This window comes from Xanthomonas sp. CFBP 8152, assembly GCF_014199025.1.
Taxonomy (GTDB): Bacteria; Pseudomonadota; Gammaproteobacteria; order Xanthomonadales; family Xanthomonadaceae; genus Xanthomonas; species Xanthomonas arboricola_B.
Window position 1 is genome coordinate 811,134 of sequence record NZ_JACHNO010000001.1, and the last position, 17,894, is coordinate 829,027.

General features: G+C 66.9%; 17 protein-coding genes and 1 other RNA gene. 16 read left to right on the forward strand and 2 right to left on the reverse strand.

Annotation, left to right across the window (positions count from 1 at the left end):
- Positions 1-771: 771 nt before the first annotated feature.
- Complete coding sequence (locus FHT09_RS03325; protein ID WP_104605730.1) at positions 772-2,016, reverse strand: MFS transporter; 1,245 nt, start codon at positions 2,014-2,016, stop codon at positions 772-774.
- A 453-nt stretch (positions 2,017-2,469) separates the two neighbouring features.
- On the opposite strand from FHT09_RS03325, the gene FHT09_RS03330 reads away from it, so the two are divergent.
- Positions 2,470-2,763 (forward strand): zinc ribbon domain-containing protein, encoded by a 294-nt coding sequence (locus tag FHT09_RS03330; RefSeq protein WP_104605728.1) that lies wholly within the window; start codon positions 2,470-2,472, stop codon positions 2,761-2,763.
- Between the two features lie 83 nt (positions 2,764-2,846).
- On the opposite strand, the gene FHT09_RS03335 is transcribed toward FHT09_RS03330, so the two are convergent.
- A complete protein-coding gene (locus FHT09_RS03335; RefSeq protein WP_104605726.1) occupies positions 2,847-3,620 on the reverse strand; it encodes a DUF3011 domain-containing protein in 774 nt (257 codons plus the stop codon).
- Between the two features lie 157 nt (positions 3,621-3,777).
- Here FHT09_RS03335 and aspS point away from each other — a divergent pair, with 157 nt between their 5' ends.
- The 15 genes from aspS to pal all read left to right on the forward strand — a co-directional run bounded on the left by aspS (position 3,778) and on the right by pal (position 17,890).
- Positions 3,778-5,544, forward strand: a complete 1,767-nt coding sequence (aspS, locus tag FHT09_RS03340; protein ID WP_104605724.1) for an aspartate--tRNA ligase — start codon at positions 3,778-3,780, stop codon at positions 5,542-5,544.
- 316 nt (positions 5,545-5,860) lie between these two features.
- The gene (locus FHT09_RS03345) at positions 5,861-6,388 is read left to right on the forward strand and encodes an N-acetyltransferase (RefSeq protein WP_104536064.1); all 528 of its coding nucleotides are present in this window, start codon (positions 5,861-5,863) and stop codon (positions 6,386-6,388) included.
- A 166-nt stretch (positions 6,389-6,554) separates the two neighbouring features.
- Complete coding sequence (locus FHT09_RS03350) at positions 6,555-7,241, forward strand: alpha/beta hydrolase (protein ID WP_258077193.1); 687 nt, start codon at positions 6,555-6,557, stop codon at positions 7,239-7,241.
- Between the two features lie 75 nt (positions 7,242-7,316).
- Entirely contained in the window at positions 7,317-8,045 is a 729-nt protein-coding gene (locus tag FHT09_RS03355) for a YebC/PmpR family DNA-binding transcriptional regulator (protein ID WP_024940614.1), read from the forward strand.
- 129 nt (positions 8,046-8,174) lie between these two features.
- On the forward strand, positions 8,175-8,699 hold the full coding sequence (ruvC, locus tag FHT09_RS03360; RefSeq protein WP_016904120.1) for a crossover junction endodeoxyribonuclease RuvC: 525 nt from the start codon (positions 8,175-8,177) through the stop codon (positions 8,697-8,699).
- A gap of 118 nt (positions 8,700-8,817) precedes the next feature.
- The gene (gene ruvA / locus FHT09_RS03365; RefSeq protein ID WP_016904121.1) at positions 8,818-9,402 is read left to right on the forward strand and encodes a Holliday junction branch migration protein RuvA; all 585 of its coding nucleotides are present in this window, start codon (positions 8,818-8,820) and stop codon (positions 9,400-9,402) included.
- A 61-nt stretch (positions 9,403-9,463) separates the two neighbouring features.
- Positions 9,464-9,538, forward strand: a non-coding RNA gene (locus FHT09_RS03370) — sX9 sRNA.
- A 59-nt stretch (positions 9,539-9,597) separates the two neighbouring features.
- Positions 9,598-11,505: a potassium transporter Kup gene (locus FHT09_RS03375; protein WP_026064726.1), complete on the forward strand. Its 1,908-nt coding sequence runs from the start codon at positions 9,598-9,600 to the stop codon at positions 11,503-11,505.
- A gap of 178 nt (positions 11,506-11,683) precedes the next feature.
- The gene (ruvB, locus tag FHT09_RS03380) at positions 11,684-12,718 is read left to right on the forward strand and encodes a Holliday junction branch migration DNA helicase RuvB (RefSeq protein ID WP_104536062.1); all 1,035 of its coding nucleotides are present in this window, start codon (positions 11,684-11,686) and stop codon (positions 12,716-12,718) included.
- Between the two features lie 52 nt (positions 12,719-12,770).
- Positions 12,771-13,229: a tol-pal system-associated acyl-CoA thioesterase gene (ybgC, locus tag FHT09_RS03385; protein WP_104605722.1), complete on the forward strand. Its 459-nt coding sequence runs from the start codon at positions 12,771-12,773 to the stop codon at positions 13,227-13,229.
- 11 nt (positions 13,230-13,240) lie between these two features.
- Complete coding sequence (gene tolQ / locus FHT09_RS03390; RefSeq protein WP_016904125.1) at positions 13,241-14,020, forward strand: protein TolQ; 780 nt, start codon at positions 13,241-13,243, stop codon at positions 14,018-14,020.
- A 235-nt stretch (positions 14,021-14,255) separates the two neighbouring features.
- Positions 14,256-14,705, forward strand: coding sequence for a protein TolR (gene tolR / locus FHT09_RS03395; RefSeq protein ID WP_016904126.1), 450 nt, complete (start codon positions 14,256-14,258; stop codon positions 14,703-14,705).
- Positions 14,695-15,732, forward strand: a complete 1,038-nt coding sequence (gene tolA, locus FHT09_RS03400; protein WP_104536060.1) for a cell envelope integrity protein TolA — start codon at positions 14,695-14,697, stop codon at positions 15,730-15,732. The genes tolR and tolA overlap by 11 nt, the downstream gene beginning before the upstream one ends.
- Positions 15,733-15,994: 262 nt before the next feature.
- Positions 15,995-17,314, forward strand: coding sequence for a Tol-Pal system beta propeller repeat protein TolB (gene tolB / locus FHT09_RS03405; RefSeq protein WP_104536059.1), 1,320 nt, complete (start codon positions 15,995-15,997; stop codon positions 17,312-17,314).
- Positions 17,315-17,371: 57 nt separating this feature from the next.
- Positions 17,372-17,890 carry a peptidoglycan-associated lipoprotein Pal gene (pal, locus tag FHT09_RS03410; protein WP_016904129.1) on the forward strand — a complete coding sequence of 173 codons (519 nt, stop codon included), beginning with the start codon at positions 17,372-17,374 and terminating at the stop codon, positions 17,888-17,890.
- Positions 17,891-17,894 lie beyond the last annotated feature (4 nt).

Consider the following 17,894-nt stretch of genomic DNA (forward strand, 5'->3'; position numbering starts at 1 on the left):
GAGACTGACGCGCTTGCATTGCGTGATCATGACCGCGCTAAAGGTGTGGCCGGAATCACCGGATGTATCCATGAATTCCTGGCGCCGCGATGATTGCGATTCAGCGCTGTTTGGATGTTTCCGGGCCTCGCTGTTGCAAGACACCCGGAGTTTCGTGTCGCAGCGTTGTCTCCACTTCAAGACAAGCGATTCCGAGTCGTCGCGTTGTTGTAGATGCACTCAAGTGCTCAGGTCAAAAGCCTGGTGAGTCGAGTGCGCGGTGCCCTCACCACTTGCGGGACACGCCGTGAATCCGTCCGTGGAGGCTCCTTGGCGGCATCCATGCCGCCAAGGGTCCCGCAACCGGTAAGGACACCGCACCAGGAAGTTGGTCGGTGGCCGCGTGAAAAGCCGCTTGTCGCACATGTGTCGGGTTTCGAGCGGCACGCCAGTATCGAGCAACGCGCATCACGCACTGCTCTTAACCATGCACACCGACCACCTTGACTGGTCCTTGTCCGCTCACCGTCGCGGGACCTTACGCGGCATGGATGCCGCGTAAGAGCCGACATGGACGTACTTGCGGCGTGTCCTGCGATGGTGGGCGGGCAAGGGCCTTGCAACCAAGCAGCAGATCGACCGCTCCATAGCTGATCCATCCACAAAGTCGTCCACCATCTGCTCCGCCTTTCAGCGCCCCCCCGCGATGGTGGGCAGGCAAGGGGCCCCTACAGCAACGCCGCAGATCACATGATCAGCAGCTCAGCGACTGACGACAGCGACATAGGTGTGTCAGCCGCTCTTGGCGTGCGGCGGTGCTTCGGCCTGCTGCGTTTCCGGCATCAACTCCAGCGCCGATGGCGTGGTGCGCAGCATCGGGCGGAACGAGATCGGATGGGTGCGGCGGCGCGTGAAGCGCAGCAAGCGTGTCAGCGTAAATCCGGACAGCGCCAGCAGCATCACCGCGAAATACACCGGCAGTGCCGCAGGTCCGAATTTCTGCATCGCGCCACCGGCCAGGGCGGGTCCGATCGCCGCGCCCACGCCATGCACCAGCAGCAGGCTGCTGCAGCCGGAGAGCAGATCCTCGCGCGGCAGGTAATCGAGCATGTGCGCCACTGCAAACGGATACAGCGAGAACGCCAACCCGCCGTACACGAAGAACAACACAAACAACAGGGTAGTCTGCGCCTGCACCATCGGCACCGCGGCGGCGATCGCAATGCCGGCCGCCAACACGCTGATCGTGACCAGGCCAATGCGCCGGTCATGGCCATCGCTGATGCGCCCGATCGGCCACTGCAACACCGCGCCGCCGATGATGGCGGTGAGCATGAACATGGCCACGCCATCGGCATCCAGTCCGATGCGGTTGGCGTACACCGGCAACAAGCCCCAGAACGCCCCCATCGCCAGACCCGACAGCCCCGCGCCGATGGTCGCCACCGGCGCCAACGCGTACAGCGTTTTCAGGCGCAGACGCGAGACGTGCGGTACTTCGGGCGGAATCAGGCGCGTGGTCATCACCGGCATCACCGCCGCGCAGATCAGGATCGCCGTCAGCGTGAACATCGCCGATGCGCCCGCATCGCCTGCGGTGAGCAATATCTGGCCCAGCGCCAACGCCGACAGATTGATCGCCATGTACACCGAGAACACCCGGCTGCGCCGACGCGCATCCGGCTCGGCGTTGAGCCAGCTTTCGATCACCGTATACAGGCCGACCAGTGCCGCACCGGTGACCAGGCGCAGCAGGCCCCAGCCCCAGGCGTTCAACCAGATCGGATGCAGCAACACCGCGATCGCCGCCAGCGCGGCGTAGAAGGCGAATGCGCGGATATGCCCGATGCGCCGGATCAGCGGCGGTGCGAAGAAGGTGCCGAGGAAGAAGCCGGCGAAATAGCCGGACATGATCAGGCCCAGCGCACGCGCATCGAAGCCGGCCTGGCCACCGCGCACGGCCAGCAAGGTGCCGAGCAGCCCGCTGCCGGTCAGCAACAGGGCAACGCCCAGCAATAAGGCAGTCAGCCGCAACATGGATGTGGTCCTCGTGGGGGAAGAGGCACGTCGATCACGTGTTCGAGTGTAGCAGCCCGGGTCGTGCGGCTTGATTGCAGCGACCTGGCCTGCGGCTCCCGATGCCGGCTGATGTGGTGTCAGGTCGATGCGAAACGTGGGTATCTGGCGTGCAAATGGCTGCCCCGGCTGTCTGCGCAATTCGCGCGGTCATGCCGACCTGATGACCACTCGATACGTAGATCGGCGTTCTTCGGCATGCGCGCGGACGCTTCAACCTCGTGTATCTGCCGATGAGAACTGCGGTACTGAACGTGCGCACCTGGCGTGCAGTCGTAACGCAGCGACCATCGATCGATGTCTCTCGCCCGCAACACGCCCACGCGTGGTCAACCGCACGGACAGACCACTGCACCTGCCTGCCCGCATCCGTCTAGAATCTGCGCCCCTGCATCGTCTTCAGCTGATCCTGCCATGCCCATCTACGGTTTCCAGTGCACCACCTGCGGTCACGCCTTCGACCGCCTGCAGAAGATGGCCGACCCCGATCCGCAGACCTGTCCGGCCTGCGCGGCGGCCACGATCAAGCGTCAGATCACCGCGCCCGCGTTCCGTCTGTCCGGCAGCGGCTGGTACGAGACCGACTTCAAGTCGGCGGGCGAGAAGAAGAAAAACCTCACCGAGAGCAGCAGCGCCGGTGGCGATGCCAAGCCGGCGGCCGCCGCCGAGAGCAAGCCCGCTGCCAAGCCTGCGTCCGACCCTTCCTGAGCCGGACCGGCGCGCCACAACGCTGGCAGTGCCAACGCCGTGATCCCCGTCCTCAGCCGCGTGCGGCGCGCCCGTTCGCCGCCTCAACGCGCCTCGAAGCGTGCCCGGCAACCATCGTTGACCCACACCGTCGCGCGGCGCTCGTCGTACCCCCAGCTGCGGCCTTCCTCGCAACGGGTGTCGGACAGCTGGCGGGTCAGCACCGGGCGGCCGTAGCGGCCATCCCAGCCGCAGGTACGCAGGCGGCGGTCGTCGCTGGCGCAGGTGATGGCGTAATCGTTGCGCGGGCGGTCGTCGCGGCCACCGTAGCCGCCGTCACCCCGGTCCCAGCCGCCGCCGCGTGCCTGCGCAAACTCGCCCCGGCAGCCGTCGTCCACCCAGATCCGGCCGCCGTCCTGGCGCCAGGTGCGGCCTTCCACGCAGGGCGTGTTGGACAGCTGGCGTACCAGCATGGCGCGGCGCCAGCCGGTGTCGCAGATCTTCTGGCGCTGGTCGTTGCTCTCGCAGCGCACCGTGCCAGCGACCCCGCCAGCGCCGGGGCCACTGTCGCCGCCCCAACCGCCGCCGCCGTTGCGGCCATCGACAAAGCGCGCGCGGCAGCCGTTGTCGACCCAGACGCGGCCACGTTCGCTGCCCCAGTTGCGGCCTTCGATGCAGCGCGTGCCGGAGATGTTCTCGACCAGCACCGCGCGGCCGCGGAACGGCGTATCGCACTCGCGGCGACGGTTGTCGTTGCTGGAGCAGGTGATGCTGGGGCCGTTCCAGCCGCGGTCCTGCGCGGCGGCGGCAGCGCTGGTCAGCAGGCCGGTCAGGGTGATCAGGCCGAAGCCGGAGAGCAGCAGGGCGGTGCGCAGCATCGTGGCGTCCTTGGTGCGGAAGGGTCTGGCGCCTATTCAGCCGGGCACTGACTTAAGCGACCATGAGCGCCCGCGCATTTGCTCCTGCCGCCCGCCGGCCCCAGAATATCCGGCTCTCCGGCGCTGTCCTGTGTCGGGTTTTTCAGCGGAGCTTTCGATGCGTACCCACTTCTGCGGCCTGGTCGACGAGACCTTGATCGGCCAAACCGTCACTCTCGCCGGCTGGACCGACGTGGCCCGCAACCTGGGCGGGGTGTGCTTCATCGACCTGCGCGACCACGAAGGCATCGTGCAGGTGACGGTGGAACCGGTGGCCGGCGACGACGCCAGCGCCGAGCTGTTCAAGGTGGCCGCCAGCCTCGGCTACGAGGACGTGCTGCAGGTCGAAGGCGTGGTGCGTGCGCGGCACGCGGTCAACGACAAGCTGCGCACCGGCAAGGTGGAAGTGATCGCCACCCGCATCAGCATCCTCAACAAGGCCGCGCCGCTGCCGTTCCACGCGCACGAGAACCCGGGCGAGGAGACGCGCCTGAAGTACCGCTATCTGGACCTGCGCCGTCCGGAAATGCAGCGCATGCAGCGCACCCGCATCAAGCTGGTGCAGGCGCTGCGCCGGCACCTGGACGCACGCGATTTCCAGGACATCGAAACCCCGATCCTGACCAAGGCCACCCCAGAAGGCGCGCGCGACTTCCTGGTGCCGGCGCGCATGCATCCGGGCGAGTTCTATGCCTTGCCGCAAAGCCCGCAGCTGTTCAAGCAGATCCTGATGGTGGCCGGCTTCGATCGCTACTACCAGATCGCGCGCTGCTTCCGCGACGAGGCGCTGCGTGCCGACCGCCAGCTCGAATTCACCCAGCTCGACATGGAATTCGCCTTCGTGCGCGAGCGCGACGTGCAGGATTTCGTCGAAGACATGATCCGCGCCATCTTCGCCGAAGTGGTGGACGTCGAACTGGCCGCGCAATTCCCGCGCATGACCTGGGCCGAGGCGATGCGCCGCTATGGCTCGGACAAGCCGGACCTGCGCATCGCGCTGGAACTGGTCGACGTGGCCGAACTGGTCAAGAGCAGCGAGTTCCCGGTGTTCACCGCCGCCGCCAACGATGCCGACGGCCGCGTGGCCGCGCTGCGCATCCCCGGTGGCGCCACGCTGTCGCGCAAGCAGATCGACGAATACGCCGCCCACGCCGCCAAGTACGGCGCCAAGGGCCTGGCCTACGTCAAGCTGTCGGAGACCGGCGAAGTCAGCTCGCCGATCACCAAGTTCTTCGGCGAGCAGGCCTTCGCTGCGCTGCTCAGGCACGTCGGGGCCGGCAACGGCGACATCGTGTTCTTCGGTGCCGGCGGCTACAACAAGGTGTCCGACTTCATGGGCGCGCTGCGCCTGAAGGCCGGCAAGGATTTCAACCTGGTGGCCGATGGCTGGGCGCCGCTGTGGGTCACCGATTTCCCGATGTTCGAGTGGGACGAGGAGGCGCAGCGCTACGTGGCCCTGCATCACCCCTTCACCGCGCCGGCGGTGGACGATATCGCCGACCTGCGCACCAACGCCCGCACCGCGGTGTCGCGCGGTTATGACATGGTGCTCAACGGCAACGAAATCGGCGGCGGCTCGATCCGTATCCACCGCCCGGACATGCAGAGTGCGGTGTTCGAGCTGCTCGGCATCGGTGCCGAGGAAGCGCGTGCCAAGTTCGGCTTCCTGCTGGATGCGCTCAACTACGGCGCACCGCCGCACGGCGGTATCGCCTTCGGCATCGACCGCATCGCCGCGCTGATGGCCGGTACCGACTCCATCCGCGACGTCATCCCGTTCCCCAAGACCACCGGCGCGCAGGACCTGATGACCGACGCCCCGTCGCCGATCGCCGCCGACCAGTTGGCCGAGGTGCACGTGCAGGTACGCCCCAAGCAGGTCTGACCTGCCACCCACACGGCCACGCCAGCGTGGCCGTGCAGCCGACACGCTGCGCAGCGTGTCGGCTGCAGGGATGCCGCGGCGCGTCGCGCCCGGCCCAACGATCGATGCCCACACCGGCGGCGGTGCCTGCCGCAGCCGCGACGCAGGGCCGCGCCCCGCGCTCGCCCTCAACAACGCACTGCGCGCAGTCCAAACCTGCGCCCACCCGCAAACGCGGATCGGATCGCAGATGCTTTCCCGATTCCCGATTCCCCGCTTGCGACCCCACCACCGCATGCGCGAAGCTGCCACGTCACCCCCGGCACGAGACGCCCGCATGACCCGCATCCGCCGCGCCACACCGGACGATGCCCAAGCCTTGTCGTTGCTGGCTGCGCAGACCTTCACCGAAACCTTCGGGCACCTGTATCCGCAGGAGGAACTGCACGGCTTTCTGCAGGAGACCTATGCGGTCGAGCGCGCACGCATCGTGCTGGCGCATCCGGACTATGCGATCTGGCTGCTGGAGATGGACAACCTGCTGGTCGGCCACGCCGCCGCCGGCCCCTGCGGGCTGCCGCACCAGGACGTGCGTCCCGGCGACGGTGAGCTCAAGCGGCTGTATCTGTTGAAGGACTACCAGAACAGCGGCTGGGGCAGTCGCCTATTCGAGACCGCGCTGGAGTGGCTGGAACGAGACGGCCCGCGCACGCTGTGGATCGGCGTGTGGTCGGAAAATTTCGGTGCGCAGCGCTTCTACGCCCGCTACGGGTTCGAGAAGGTCGGCGAGTACGACTTCCCGGTCGGCAAGATCCTCGACCGCGAATTCATCCTGCGCCGCACCCCGCGCATTGCGGCCGATTGAACGGCGCGCCGATGCCCGGCTTATGCGGCGTGCGACCACGACCGCCGGCGCCCATCGTTTGCCGGCCTGCCGGCCCGGCGCGGGTGGCGTTGACTGGCGCGCGAGCGCCCCACGTCAGCTCCGGCACGTCGTCGCGCTCACCTGAAGCCGGCGCCCTGTCGCGGTCATGACGTCCGCGTCCGGCGCATCCTCGATCCTTCCGGGTCGCCGCCAACGCATCCTGCGCGAGCGGGACACGGCCGCGACCGCCGACGTGCTGCTGGTGCACGGCATCTGGAACACCGCGCACTGGCTGTTGCCGCTCGCGCGCCGGCTGCGTGCCGAGGGCCTGGCGCCGGCGCTGTTCGGCTACGCCAGTGTGCTCGGCGGACCCGCGCAGGCGGTGCCACGGCTGATCGAACGCCTGCAGGCGACCGGCGCGCAGTTGCTGGTCTGTCACAGCCTGGGCGGGCTGGTCGCGCTGCAGGCGCTGCGCGCCGCGCCCGAATTGCCGGTGCGTCGCGTGGTCTGTCTGGGCTCGCCGTTGTGCGGCAGCGCCGCCGCACGCGGCCTGGCCCGCCGCGGCGGGCGCTGGGCGCTGGGGCGTAGCGCGGCCTTGCTGCAGCACGGTGTCGTGCAATGGGAGGGCGAGGCGGAGATCGGCCAGATCGCCGGCACTGTCGCGCGCGGGGTGGGGCACTGGCTGGCGCCGCTGGACGGCGGCTCGGACGGCACCGTGGCGCTGGCCGAAACCCGCCTGCCCGGGCTGCGCGACCATTGTGTGGTGCAGGCCAGCCACAGCGGTCTGTTGCGCTCGCCCGAGGCCGCGCAGCAGGCGCTGCGCTTCCTGCGTCAGGGCCGGTTCCGCCACTGAACGTCGCCGCCCCGGTGCGGGCGAGCAATCAGGTAAAATCCGCGCCCTGTCATCCAAGCCAGTCTGGAACCACCCATGGGTAGAGGCCCCTCCATCGAAGGCCGCAAGAACGCCTCCGACGCCAAGCGCGGCAAGATGTTCACCAAGATCATTCGTGAGATCAGCGTCGCCGCGCGCGGCGGCGGTGGCGATCCGTCCAACAACCCGCGCCTGCGCGTGGCAGTGGACAAGGGCCTGTCGGCGAACATGTCCAAGGACGTGATCGAGCGCGCCATCAAGAAAGCCACCGGCGAGCTGGAAGGCGTGGAATACGAAGAAGTGCGCTACGAGGGCTACGCCCCCGGCGGTGTGGCGGTGATCGTGGACTGCCTGACCGACAACCGTGTGCGCGCGGTGGCCGACGTGCGCCATGCCTTCAGCAAGTGCGGCGGCAACATGGGCACCGACGGCTCGGTGGCCTTCATGTTCAAGCGCCTGGGCGTGCTGAGCTTTGCCGCCGGCACCGACGAAGACACCCTCACCGACGCGGCGATCGAAGCCGGCGCAGACGATGTGGTGGTCTACCCGGAAGACGGCGCCATCGACGTGCTGACCGCCCCGGACGCCTTCGCCCAGGTCAAGCAGGCGCTGACCGCCGCCGGCCTGGAACCGGCGCACGCCGAAATCACCTTCCGCGCCGAAAACGACATCGCCGTGGACGGCGACACCGCCGTGCAGGTCCGCAAGCTGCTCGACATGCTCGAAGACCTGGACGACGTCCAGGACGTCTATTCGAACGTCGATCAAGCGGCGCTCGGCGCGTAAGCGCCGGGAATTGGGAATGGAGAATCGGGAATCGAAACAGCCGCATCCTGCATTGCTCGGCAGCGTCGAGCACGCCAGGAGGCTGCGTTACCCATTCCCGATTCCCGACTCCCAATTCCCGGCCGCTCGATGACCCGCATCCTGGGCATCGATCCCGGCTCCCAACGCACCGGGCTCGGCATCATCGACGTCGACGAGAGCGGTCGCAGCCGGCATGTCTATCACGCGCCGCTGGTGCTGCTGGGCGAGGGCGACTTTGCGCAGCGGCTCAAGCGCCTGCTGCACGGGCTGGGCGAGGTGATCGAGACCTACCGGCCGCAGGAAGTGGCGATCGAGAAGGTGTTCATGGGCAAGAGCGCCGATTCCGCGCTCAAGCTGGGCCACGCGCGCGGTGCGGCGATCTGCGCGGTGGTGCTGCGCGATCTGCCGGTGCACGAGTACGCTGCCACCGAGATCAAGCTGGCACTGGTCGGCAAGGGCGGGGCGGACAAGGTGCAGGTCCAGCACATGGTCGGCATCATGCTCAACCTGAAAGGCAAGCTGCAGGCCGACGCCGCCGACGCGCTGGCGGTCGCCATCACCCACGCCCACGTACGCGCCACCGCGCAACGCCTGGGCGTCAATACCCAACAGGCCTGGAGCCGCAAGAAATGAGAATCGGGAATCGGGAGTCGGGAATCGGGAATTGCAAACGCAGAGTCCACAGCAGCGCGCGCTGTTGCGATTCCCCATTCCCGATTCCCCATTCCCGGCACCGCCAAGGCGGTGCCCAATGATCGGCCGCCTGCGTGGGCTGCTGGCCTACAAGCAGCCGCCGTGGCTGGTGATCGATGTCGGTGGGGTGGGGTATGAGCTGGAGGCGCCGATGAGCACCTTCTACGACCTGCCCGATGTCGGCCGCGACGTGATCCTGTTCACCCACTACGCACAGAAGGAAGACAGCGTGTCGCTGTACGGATTCCTGCGCGAAGGCGAGCGCAGGCTGTTCCGCGACGTGCAGAAGGTCACCGGCATCGGCGCCAAGATTGCGCTGGCGGTGCTGTCCGGGGTCAGCGTGGACGAGTTCGCCCGCCTGATCACTAGCGGCGACATCACCGCGCTGACGCGCATCCCCGGCATCGGCAAGAAGACCGCCGAGCGTATGGTGGTGGAGCTGCGCGACCGCGCCGCCGACTTCAGCAGTGGCGCGCCGATCACCGGCCAGCTCGGCCCGGATGCGGTGTCCGAGGCCACGGTGGCCTTGCAGCAACTGGGTTACAAGCCGGCCGAGGCCGCACGCATGGCACGCGAGGCCGGGGCAGAAGGCGACGAAGTCGCCACGGTCATTCGCAAGGCCCTCCAGGCCGCGCTGCGTTAAGGGCGACTGGCAAAACGACTGTGCGCCCGCCAGGCGGGCGCGGCCGGTGCTCGGAATCCGCAGGGACCACTCGTACACTGCGGCTCCCTGCGCGCCGCCCGCACCCAGCTGACCACCGCTCGCTACGTTTTTAGTCACTCAACGCCGCGCCGTCTTCCCCTCCTTCACGCCACTTGGCGATACCCTGCCCACTTCATGTCCCAGACCCCCACTTCCGCAGCTGGCCACGGCCATGCGCCTGCCAATAGCCATATGGCCTTGGTCATCGGCGCCATTGGCGTCGTCTTCGGCGATATCGGTACCAGTCCGCTGTACACCCTCAAGGAGGCGTTCTCGCCGCACTACGGGCTGACCAGCGACCACGACACCGTGCTGGGCGTGCTGTCGCTGGCGTTCTGGGCGCTGATGGTCACGGTGACGCTCAAGTACGTCACCATCATCATGCGTGCCGACAACGAGGGCGAGGGCGGCATCATGGCCTTGATGGCGTTGACCCAGCGCACCCTGCGCAGCGGGTCGCGCTCGGCGTACGTGGTCGGCATCCTCGGCATCTTCGGCGCCTCGCTGTTCTTCGGTGATGGCGTGATCACCCCGGCCATCTCGGTGATGGGCGCGGTCGAAGGCCTGGAAATCGCCGCGCCCAGCCTGCATCCCTTCATCGTGCCGATCACCGTGATCGTGCTGCTGGTGGTATTCATGGTGCAGCGCTTCGGCACCGAAAAGGTCGGCAAGGTGTTCGGCCCGATCACCTGCCTGTGGTTCCTGTCGCTGGGGGCAATCGGCGCCTGGAACATCGTTGACGCGCCGGAAGTGATGAAGGCCTTCAACCCCTGGTGGGCGATCCGCTTCTTCATGGAGCATGGCTGGCACGGGGTGTTCATCCTCGGCGCGGTGGTGCTGGCGGTGACCGGCGGCGAGGCGCTGTATGCGGACATGGGCCACTTCGGCGCCAAGCCGATCCGCCATGGCTGGTATTTCTTCGTGTTGCCGATGCTGCTGCTCAACTACCTGGGGCAGGGCGCGCTGGTGCTCAATCACCCCTCCGCACTGAAGAACCCGTTCTTCGAAGCGGTGCCGGGCTGGGCGCTGTATCCGATGATCATCCTGGCCACGCTGGCGGCCGTGATCGCGTCGCAGGCGGTCATCACCGGCGCCTATTCGGTGGCCCGCCAGGCGATGCAGCTGGGCTACATCCCGCGAATGCTCATCAAGCACACCTCGCGCACCACCATCGGCCAGATCTACGTGCCCGGCATCAACTGGCTGTTGATGGTGATGGTGATTGCGCTGGTGCTGATCTTCCGCAGTTCCACCAATCTGGCGGTGGCCTACGGCATCTCGGTGTCGATGACCATGCTGATCGATACCCTGCTGCTGGCGCTGGTGGCGCGCTCGTTGTGGCCGCGCTGGCGCAACTGGGTGCTGCCGCTGTGCGTGGTGTTCTTCTTCATCGAGCTGGCCTTCGTCATCGCCAACGGCGCCAAGCTGTTGCAGGGCGCCTGGTTCCCGCTGGCGCTGGGCATCGTGGTGTTCACCCTGATGCGCACCTGGCGCCGCGGCCGTGCGCTGCTGCGCGAGGAAATCCGCAAGGACGGTATCCGCATCGACAGCTTCCTGCCGGGCCTGATGCTGGCCCCGCCGGCGCGCGTGCCGGGCATGGCGGTGTTTCTCACCGCCGACCCGATGGTCGTGCCGCATGCGCTGATGCACAACCTCAAGCACAACAAGGTGCTGCACGAGCGCAACATCTTCCTCAACGTCGACACCTTGCCGATCCCGTATGCGCCGGCGGACAAGCGGCTGCAGATCGAATCGATCGGCGACGAGTTCTACCGCGTCTATGTGCGCTTCGGCTTCATGGAAACGCCGGACGTGCCGCTGGCGCTGATGCGTTCCTGCGACCAGGGCGGCATCCATTTCGACCCGATGGACACCACCTTCTTCGCCAGCCGCGAGACCATCGTGGCCAGCGCCAACCGCGGCATGCCGATCTGGCGCGACAAGCTGTTCGCGCTGATGCATCGCAACGCCGCCCCGGCCACAGGCTTCTTCCGCATCCCCGGCAACCGCCTGGTCGAGCTGGGCGCCCAGGTGGAGATCTGAGGCCGCGACAGCGTCGCGGCCTTGGGATTCGGGAGACGGGAATGGGGAATAGGAAGAGCAACGGCCTGCGCCAGCCCGAGACACTCGGCGGCGGCTGAAAAGGGCACCAGCCGTGCCGGTAACCGCTACTATTGTCCGCTCGATTCCCCATTCTCGATTCCCCATTCCCGGCTTTTCAATGGACCGCATCATCGCCAGCAGTGCTACCCGCGAAGACGATGCCGCCGATGCGAGCATCCGGCCCAAGCGCCTGGCCGATTACCTGGGCCAGCAGCCGGTGCGCGAGCAGATGGAGATCTACATCGAAGCGGCCAAGGCGCGCGGCGAGGCGATGGATCACGTGCTCATCTTCGGCCCGCCGGGTCTGGGCAAGACCACGCTCAGCCACGTCATCGCCAACGAGCTGGGCGTGAACCTGCGCTCGACCTCCGGCCCGGTGATCGAGAAGGCCGGTGATCTGGCTGCGCTGCTGACCAATCTGCAGCCGCACGATGTGCTGTTCATCGACGAGATCCATCGCCTCTCGCCGGTGGTGGAAGAAGTGCTGTATCCGGCGATGGAAGATTTCCAGATCGACATCATGATCGGCGACGGCCCGGCCGCGCGTTCGATCAAGATCGACCTGCCGCCGTTCACCCTGATCGGCGCCACCACCCGTGCCGGCCTGCTGACCGCACCCCTGCGCGACCGCTTCGGCATCGTACAGCGGTTGGAGTTCTACTCGCCGCAGGAACTGACCCGCATCGTGATCCGCTCGGCGGCGATCCTGGGCATCGACTGCACGCCCGAGGGCGCGGCCGAGATCGCCCGTCGCGCGCGCGGCACCCCGCGTATCGCCAACCGGCTGCTGCGGCGGGTGCGCGACTTCGCCCAGGTCAAGGCGGCAGGGCATATCGACCTGCCGGTGGCGCAGGCGGCGATGCAGATGCTCAAGGTCGACCCGGAAGGCTTCGACGAGCTTGACCGCCGCATGCTGCGCACCATCGTCGACCACTTCGACGGCGGCCCGGTCGGGGTGGAGTCGCTGGCCGCCTCGCTGTCGGAAGAGCGCGGCACGCTGGAAGACGTGATCGAGCCCTACCTGATCCAGCAGGGCTTTTTGATCCGCACCGCGCGCGGGCGCATGGTCACCACCAAGGCCTATCTGCACCTGGGCCTGAAACCGCCGCGGGACCGCGCCCCTGCAATCGGCGAACCGGGAGACCTGTTCTGATGACGCTCCGTTCGTCGCGCGCCCGGGCCGTTTCGACCAACACTCCGTGCCCATGACCGCCGATTCCCGACTCCCGATTCCCCAATCCCCGGCTGTATTCAGTTGGCCGACACGCGTGTACTGGGAAGATACCGACGCCGGGGGCGTGGTCTACCACGCGCGTTACGTTGCTTTCATGGAGCGGGCGCGCACGGAGTGGATGCGCGCACTCGGCTACGGGCAGGAACGCATGCGCCAGCAGCACGACCTGGTGTTCGCGGTCCGCTCGATGCAACTGGATTTCCTCAAGCCGGCCCGGCTCGACGACGCGCTGTCAGTGTCGGCGGTACTGCTGCGATGCAAACGGGCCAGCCTGCTGTTTGCGCAGTCGGTACGTCGCGAGGGCGAAGTGCTGCTGACCGCCGAGGTGCGCATTGCCGCACTCGGTACCAGCGACTTCCGCCCGCGCGGGATGGACGATGCGCTGTATGACGTATTGAAAGCTCTAGAAACCCCAGAATCCGATTACTGAGGAACAAACGGATGTCGATTGCATTGCTCCTGGCCCTGCAGGACACGGTAGTGGAAGCACTACCGCAGGACGTTGCCGCCGCTGCGGCACAGACCGCCAGCGTGGCGCACAACAGCAGCATCAACTATGTCGATCTGATCCTGCGAGCGAGTATCCCGGTCAAGATCATCGTATTGCTGCTGCTGATCGGCTCGTTCATCAGCTGGGTGATCATTTTCCGCAAGGCGCGCGCCTTCAAGCAGGCCAACCGCGAGGCGGACGAGTTCGAAAACCGCTTCTGGTCCGGCGCCGATCTGGCCAAGCTCTACGCGTCGGCCACCGACCGTAACCGCACCGTCGGCGGCCTGGAGTCGATGTTCGAGAGCGGCTTCCGCGAGTTCTCTCGCCTGCGCGACCGCCGCCGGCTGGACGGGCGGGTGCAACTGGAAGGCGCACAGCGCGCCATGCGCACTGCCTTCACCCGCGAAGTCGACCAGCTCGAGCGCAATCTCGAATTGCTGGCCAACATCGGTTCCACCGCGCCGTACGTCGGCCTGGTCGGTACCGTGTTCGGCATCATGGTGACCATGCACGACATGGTCAGCAGCGGCGAGCAGGCCGGTATCGCCGCGGTCGCACCGGGTATTTCCGAAGCGCTGTTCGCCACCGCCATCGGCCTGTTCGTGGCGATTCCCGCGGTGTGGGCCTACAACCGATTCACCACCCGCGTGGAACGGCTGTCGGTGCGCTACGAGACCTTCGCCGACGAGTTCAGCTCGATCCTGCAGCGCCAGGCTGGCGCGGACGAGTAATGCGCATGCCCTGCGCCAGCCGGCAGCCGGGCGAATGCCCCGTCACGGCACGCACATTCCGGTGCGTGGACGTGGCAGGCGGGGCGTTCGCACACGCGCGTCTGGCGCGGCGCAGGGATTGGACAGGCAAGCCTCTCGCGACAGCTCGCACACACGTATGCGAGGGATTGGATGGGCGAGTCCCTCGCACGAGCCCGCACATCCATGTGCGGGGGATCAATAGGAACGTTCCGCGATGATTTCCGGTATTTCCCGCCGTAAGAAGCGCAAGCTCAAATCCGACATCAACGTCGTGCCGTATATCGACGTGATGCTGGTGCTGCTGATCATCTTCATGGTGACCGCGCCGCTGCTGACCCTGAGCACCGATGTCAACCTGCCCAGCTCACGCGCCAAGGCGCTGGAGAGCAAGCAGGATCCGGTCGTGGTGGTGGTCGCCGCCGACGGCCAGCTCGCATTGCAGCTGCCCAAGGGCAAGCCGCAGGCGATGGACGTGGCGGCGCTGCAGGCGCAACTGGCCGCCATCGTGGCGCAGGACAAGGACGCGCGCGTGGTCGTGGCCGGCGACCGTGCCGCGCCGTATCAAAAGATCATGGACGCCATCGACGTGCTCAAGCAGGCCAAGGTCGAGAAGGTCGGCCTGATTTCCGACTCCGGCGGCACTGCAGGCAGCGATGCACGCTGACGCATTCCCCACTCAGACGGCGCGCGAGGATGGCTGGTTGCGGCCGGTCGTGCTGGCCCTGGTCGTGCACGTGCTGGTCGCACTGGTGTTCATCGCCGGCTGGTTGTGGTCGCCCGAACGCTCGGTCGAGCCGGCAGCGGGCGACCCCAGCATGGAAGCCTCGCTGGACGTGTCCGCGGCCGAAGCGCGGGTTGCGCGCCAGGCGCTGAAGGCCACGCCGGTGGAGGCGCCGCCACCGCCGGCGCCGCTGCCCGAACCGGCACCCGAAGATACCGTGCCGCCGCCGCAGCCGATTCCTGAGCCGCGTCCGCAGGATGCGCCCACCCCGCAACAGGCGCAGGCACAGGAGCGCGTCGCGCAGCCGGACAAGGTCGACCAGGACCGCGTCGACGCACTGGCGCTGTCGGCGGAAAAGGCCAAGCAGGAACAGGAGGCCAAGCGCCGTCAGGAGCAGATCGACCTGACCGAGCGCAAACGCCAGGAAGAGGCCGAGCAGAAACTGCGCCTGGCCAAGCAGCAGGAAGAAGCCGACGCCAAGAAGAAGCAGGCCGCAGCGCAGCAGGCCGCTGCCGATGCCGAGCGCGAGAAGAAGATCGCAGACATCCGCCGCCAGCGCGAACAGGCCACCAAGGAAGCCGCACTGGCCGAGCAGAAGTTGCGGCAGGTCGCCGCCGCGCGTGCGCAGCAGGCTTCGTCGGCTGCCGCCGCCACTGCGCAACCGACGGCAGGGCAGGGCGGAACCAATACCGATCTGTCGGCCAAGTACGCCGCGGCGATCCAGCAGAAGGTGCTGGCGCAGTGGGTGCGCCCGCCGTCGGTGCCGCCGGGCCAGAAGTGCAGCATCAACATCCGTCAGTTGCCGGGTGGCACGGTGATGGAGGCCAAGGTGGCGCCGGGTTGCCCTTACGACGAGGCCGGCCAGCGCTCGATCGAAGCCGCGGTGCTGAGTGCCCAGCCATTGCCGTATCGTGGGTTCGAATCGGTGTTCCAGCGCAACCTGACGTTTGTGTTCACCCCGCAGGATTAGTAGCCCCAGGTCAGGGGCGCGGCCGCATGACCTGCGCTGCGCCCCGGCTGGGATATAGATTCGCGGGGTGTGGTCGACTGAGTGGCGCTCTGCCGGGTGGATATTGCTGCGCCACCGCACGCATGCCCACGCATCTGGCCGACGGAATGCCCGGTGCTTGACCACTCGCTCCACTTTCACGCTGTTTCGTTCACGATTGCGAGTATGTTCACTCGCTGATTGGTATCCCTTGCACACTTTTCCTGCCCGATCCGAGCCGTCCATGAAAAAACCGCTGCGTTGGCTAGCTGCCTTGACCGCCCTGTTGTTGCCGCTGAGCGCATTCGCGCAGCAGCAAGGGCTCACCATCGATATCGTCGGCGGTAGCGCTTCGGCGACGCCGATCACCGTCGTGCCCATGCCGTACCAGGGCTCCGGCACGGCGCCGCAGACCGATGTATCTGCCGTCGTCGGCGCCGACCTGGACCGTTCCGGCCAGTTCCGCACGCTGCCGGTCGCGCAGATCGTCGAAAAGCCGACCCGCGGCACCGAGGTGCAGTTCCAGACCTGGCGCACCCTCAAGCAGAACTACATCGTGGTCGGTCGCGTCATGGATGCCGGCGAAGGCGCCTACCGCGTCGAGTACGAACTGTTCGACGTGGCCAAGGGCGAGCGCCTGCTCGGTCTGGCGATGACCGCACGTGCCAATGCGATGCGCGATGTCTCGCACCAGATGGCCGACGCGATCTACGAAAAGATCACCGGCGTGCGTGGCGCGTTCTGGACCCGGATCGCCTATGTGACCGCCAGCGGCAAGGGCGGCGCGATGCGCTATGCGCTGATGGTGGCCGACTCGGACGGCTACAACCCGCAGACCATCGTGCGTTCGGCCGAGCCGCTGCTGTCGCCGAACTGGAGCCCGGACGGCAAGAAGCTGGCCTACGTGAGCTTCGAGCGCGGCAATTCGTCGATCTACCTGCAGGACATCGCCACCGGTGCGCGTGAGCTGGTGTCCAGCTTCCGCGGCATCAACGGTGCACCGTCGTTCTCGCCGGACGGCCGCCGCCTGGCGCTGGCACTGTCGCGCAGCGGCAACCCGGAAATCTACGTCATGGATCTGGGCAGCAAGCAGTTGACCCAGCTGACCAATCACTTCGGCATCGACACCGAGCCGACCTGGGCGCCGGACGGCGGCAGCATCTACTTCACCTCCGATCGCGGCGGTCGCCCGCAGATCTACCAAGTGGCCGCGAGTGGCGGCAGCGCCAACCGCGTGACCTTCCAGGGCAACTACAACGCCACCGCCAGCGTCTCGTTCGACGGCAAGAAGATTGCCGTGGCACAGGGCAGCGGCAATAGCTACCGCATCGCCATGATGGATCGCAGCCTGGGTTCGCCGAGCTGGAGCACGCTCTCGCCGGGGTCGCTGGACGAGTCGCCGAGCTTCGCACCGAACGCCAGCATGGTGCTGTACGCCGCACGTGAGGGTGGTCGCGGGGTGCTCTATGCGGTATCCGCCGACGCTCGCGTCCGCCAGCGTCTGGTACTGGCCGATGGAGATGTGAGAGAACCTGCATGGGGGCCTTACCGAACCGCGCATTAATGTTAATATTTCGCTGCGTTAAACCACTCATTGGCCCAGAGCCTCCATAGGTATCCCATGAACAAGTCCACCCGCGTCTTGCTTGTCTCCCTGTTGTCCGTTGCCGTGCTGGCCGGTTGTTCGAAGAAGGTGAAGGAAACTCCGCCTCCCGCGACTGACACCACCGCTGGTTCCTCCGTTCCCACCGGCCCGTCCACCTCTGGCCTGTACGGCCCGGGCGACCTGGATACCGATGCCTGCCTGCGCCAGCGCGTTGTCTACTTCGATCTGGATCAGGACTCCCTGAAGCCGGAATTCCAGGCCATCATGGCGTGCCACGCCAAGTACCTGCGTGACCGTCCTTCCTCGCGCATCACCCTGCAGGGCAATGCCGACGAGCGCGGTTCGCGTGAGTACAACATGGGTCTGGGCGAGCGTCGCGGCAATGCCGTGTCGTCCTCGTTGCAGGCTGCCGGCGGTTCCGCCAGCCAGCTGACCGTCGTCAGCTACGGCGAAGAGCGTCCGGTCTGCACCGAAACCAGCGAAAGCTGCTGGTCGCAGAACCGTCGCGTCGAAATCGTGTACACGGCTCAGTAAGAAG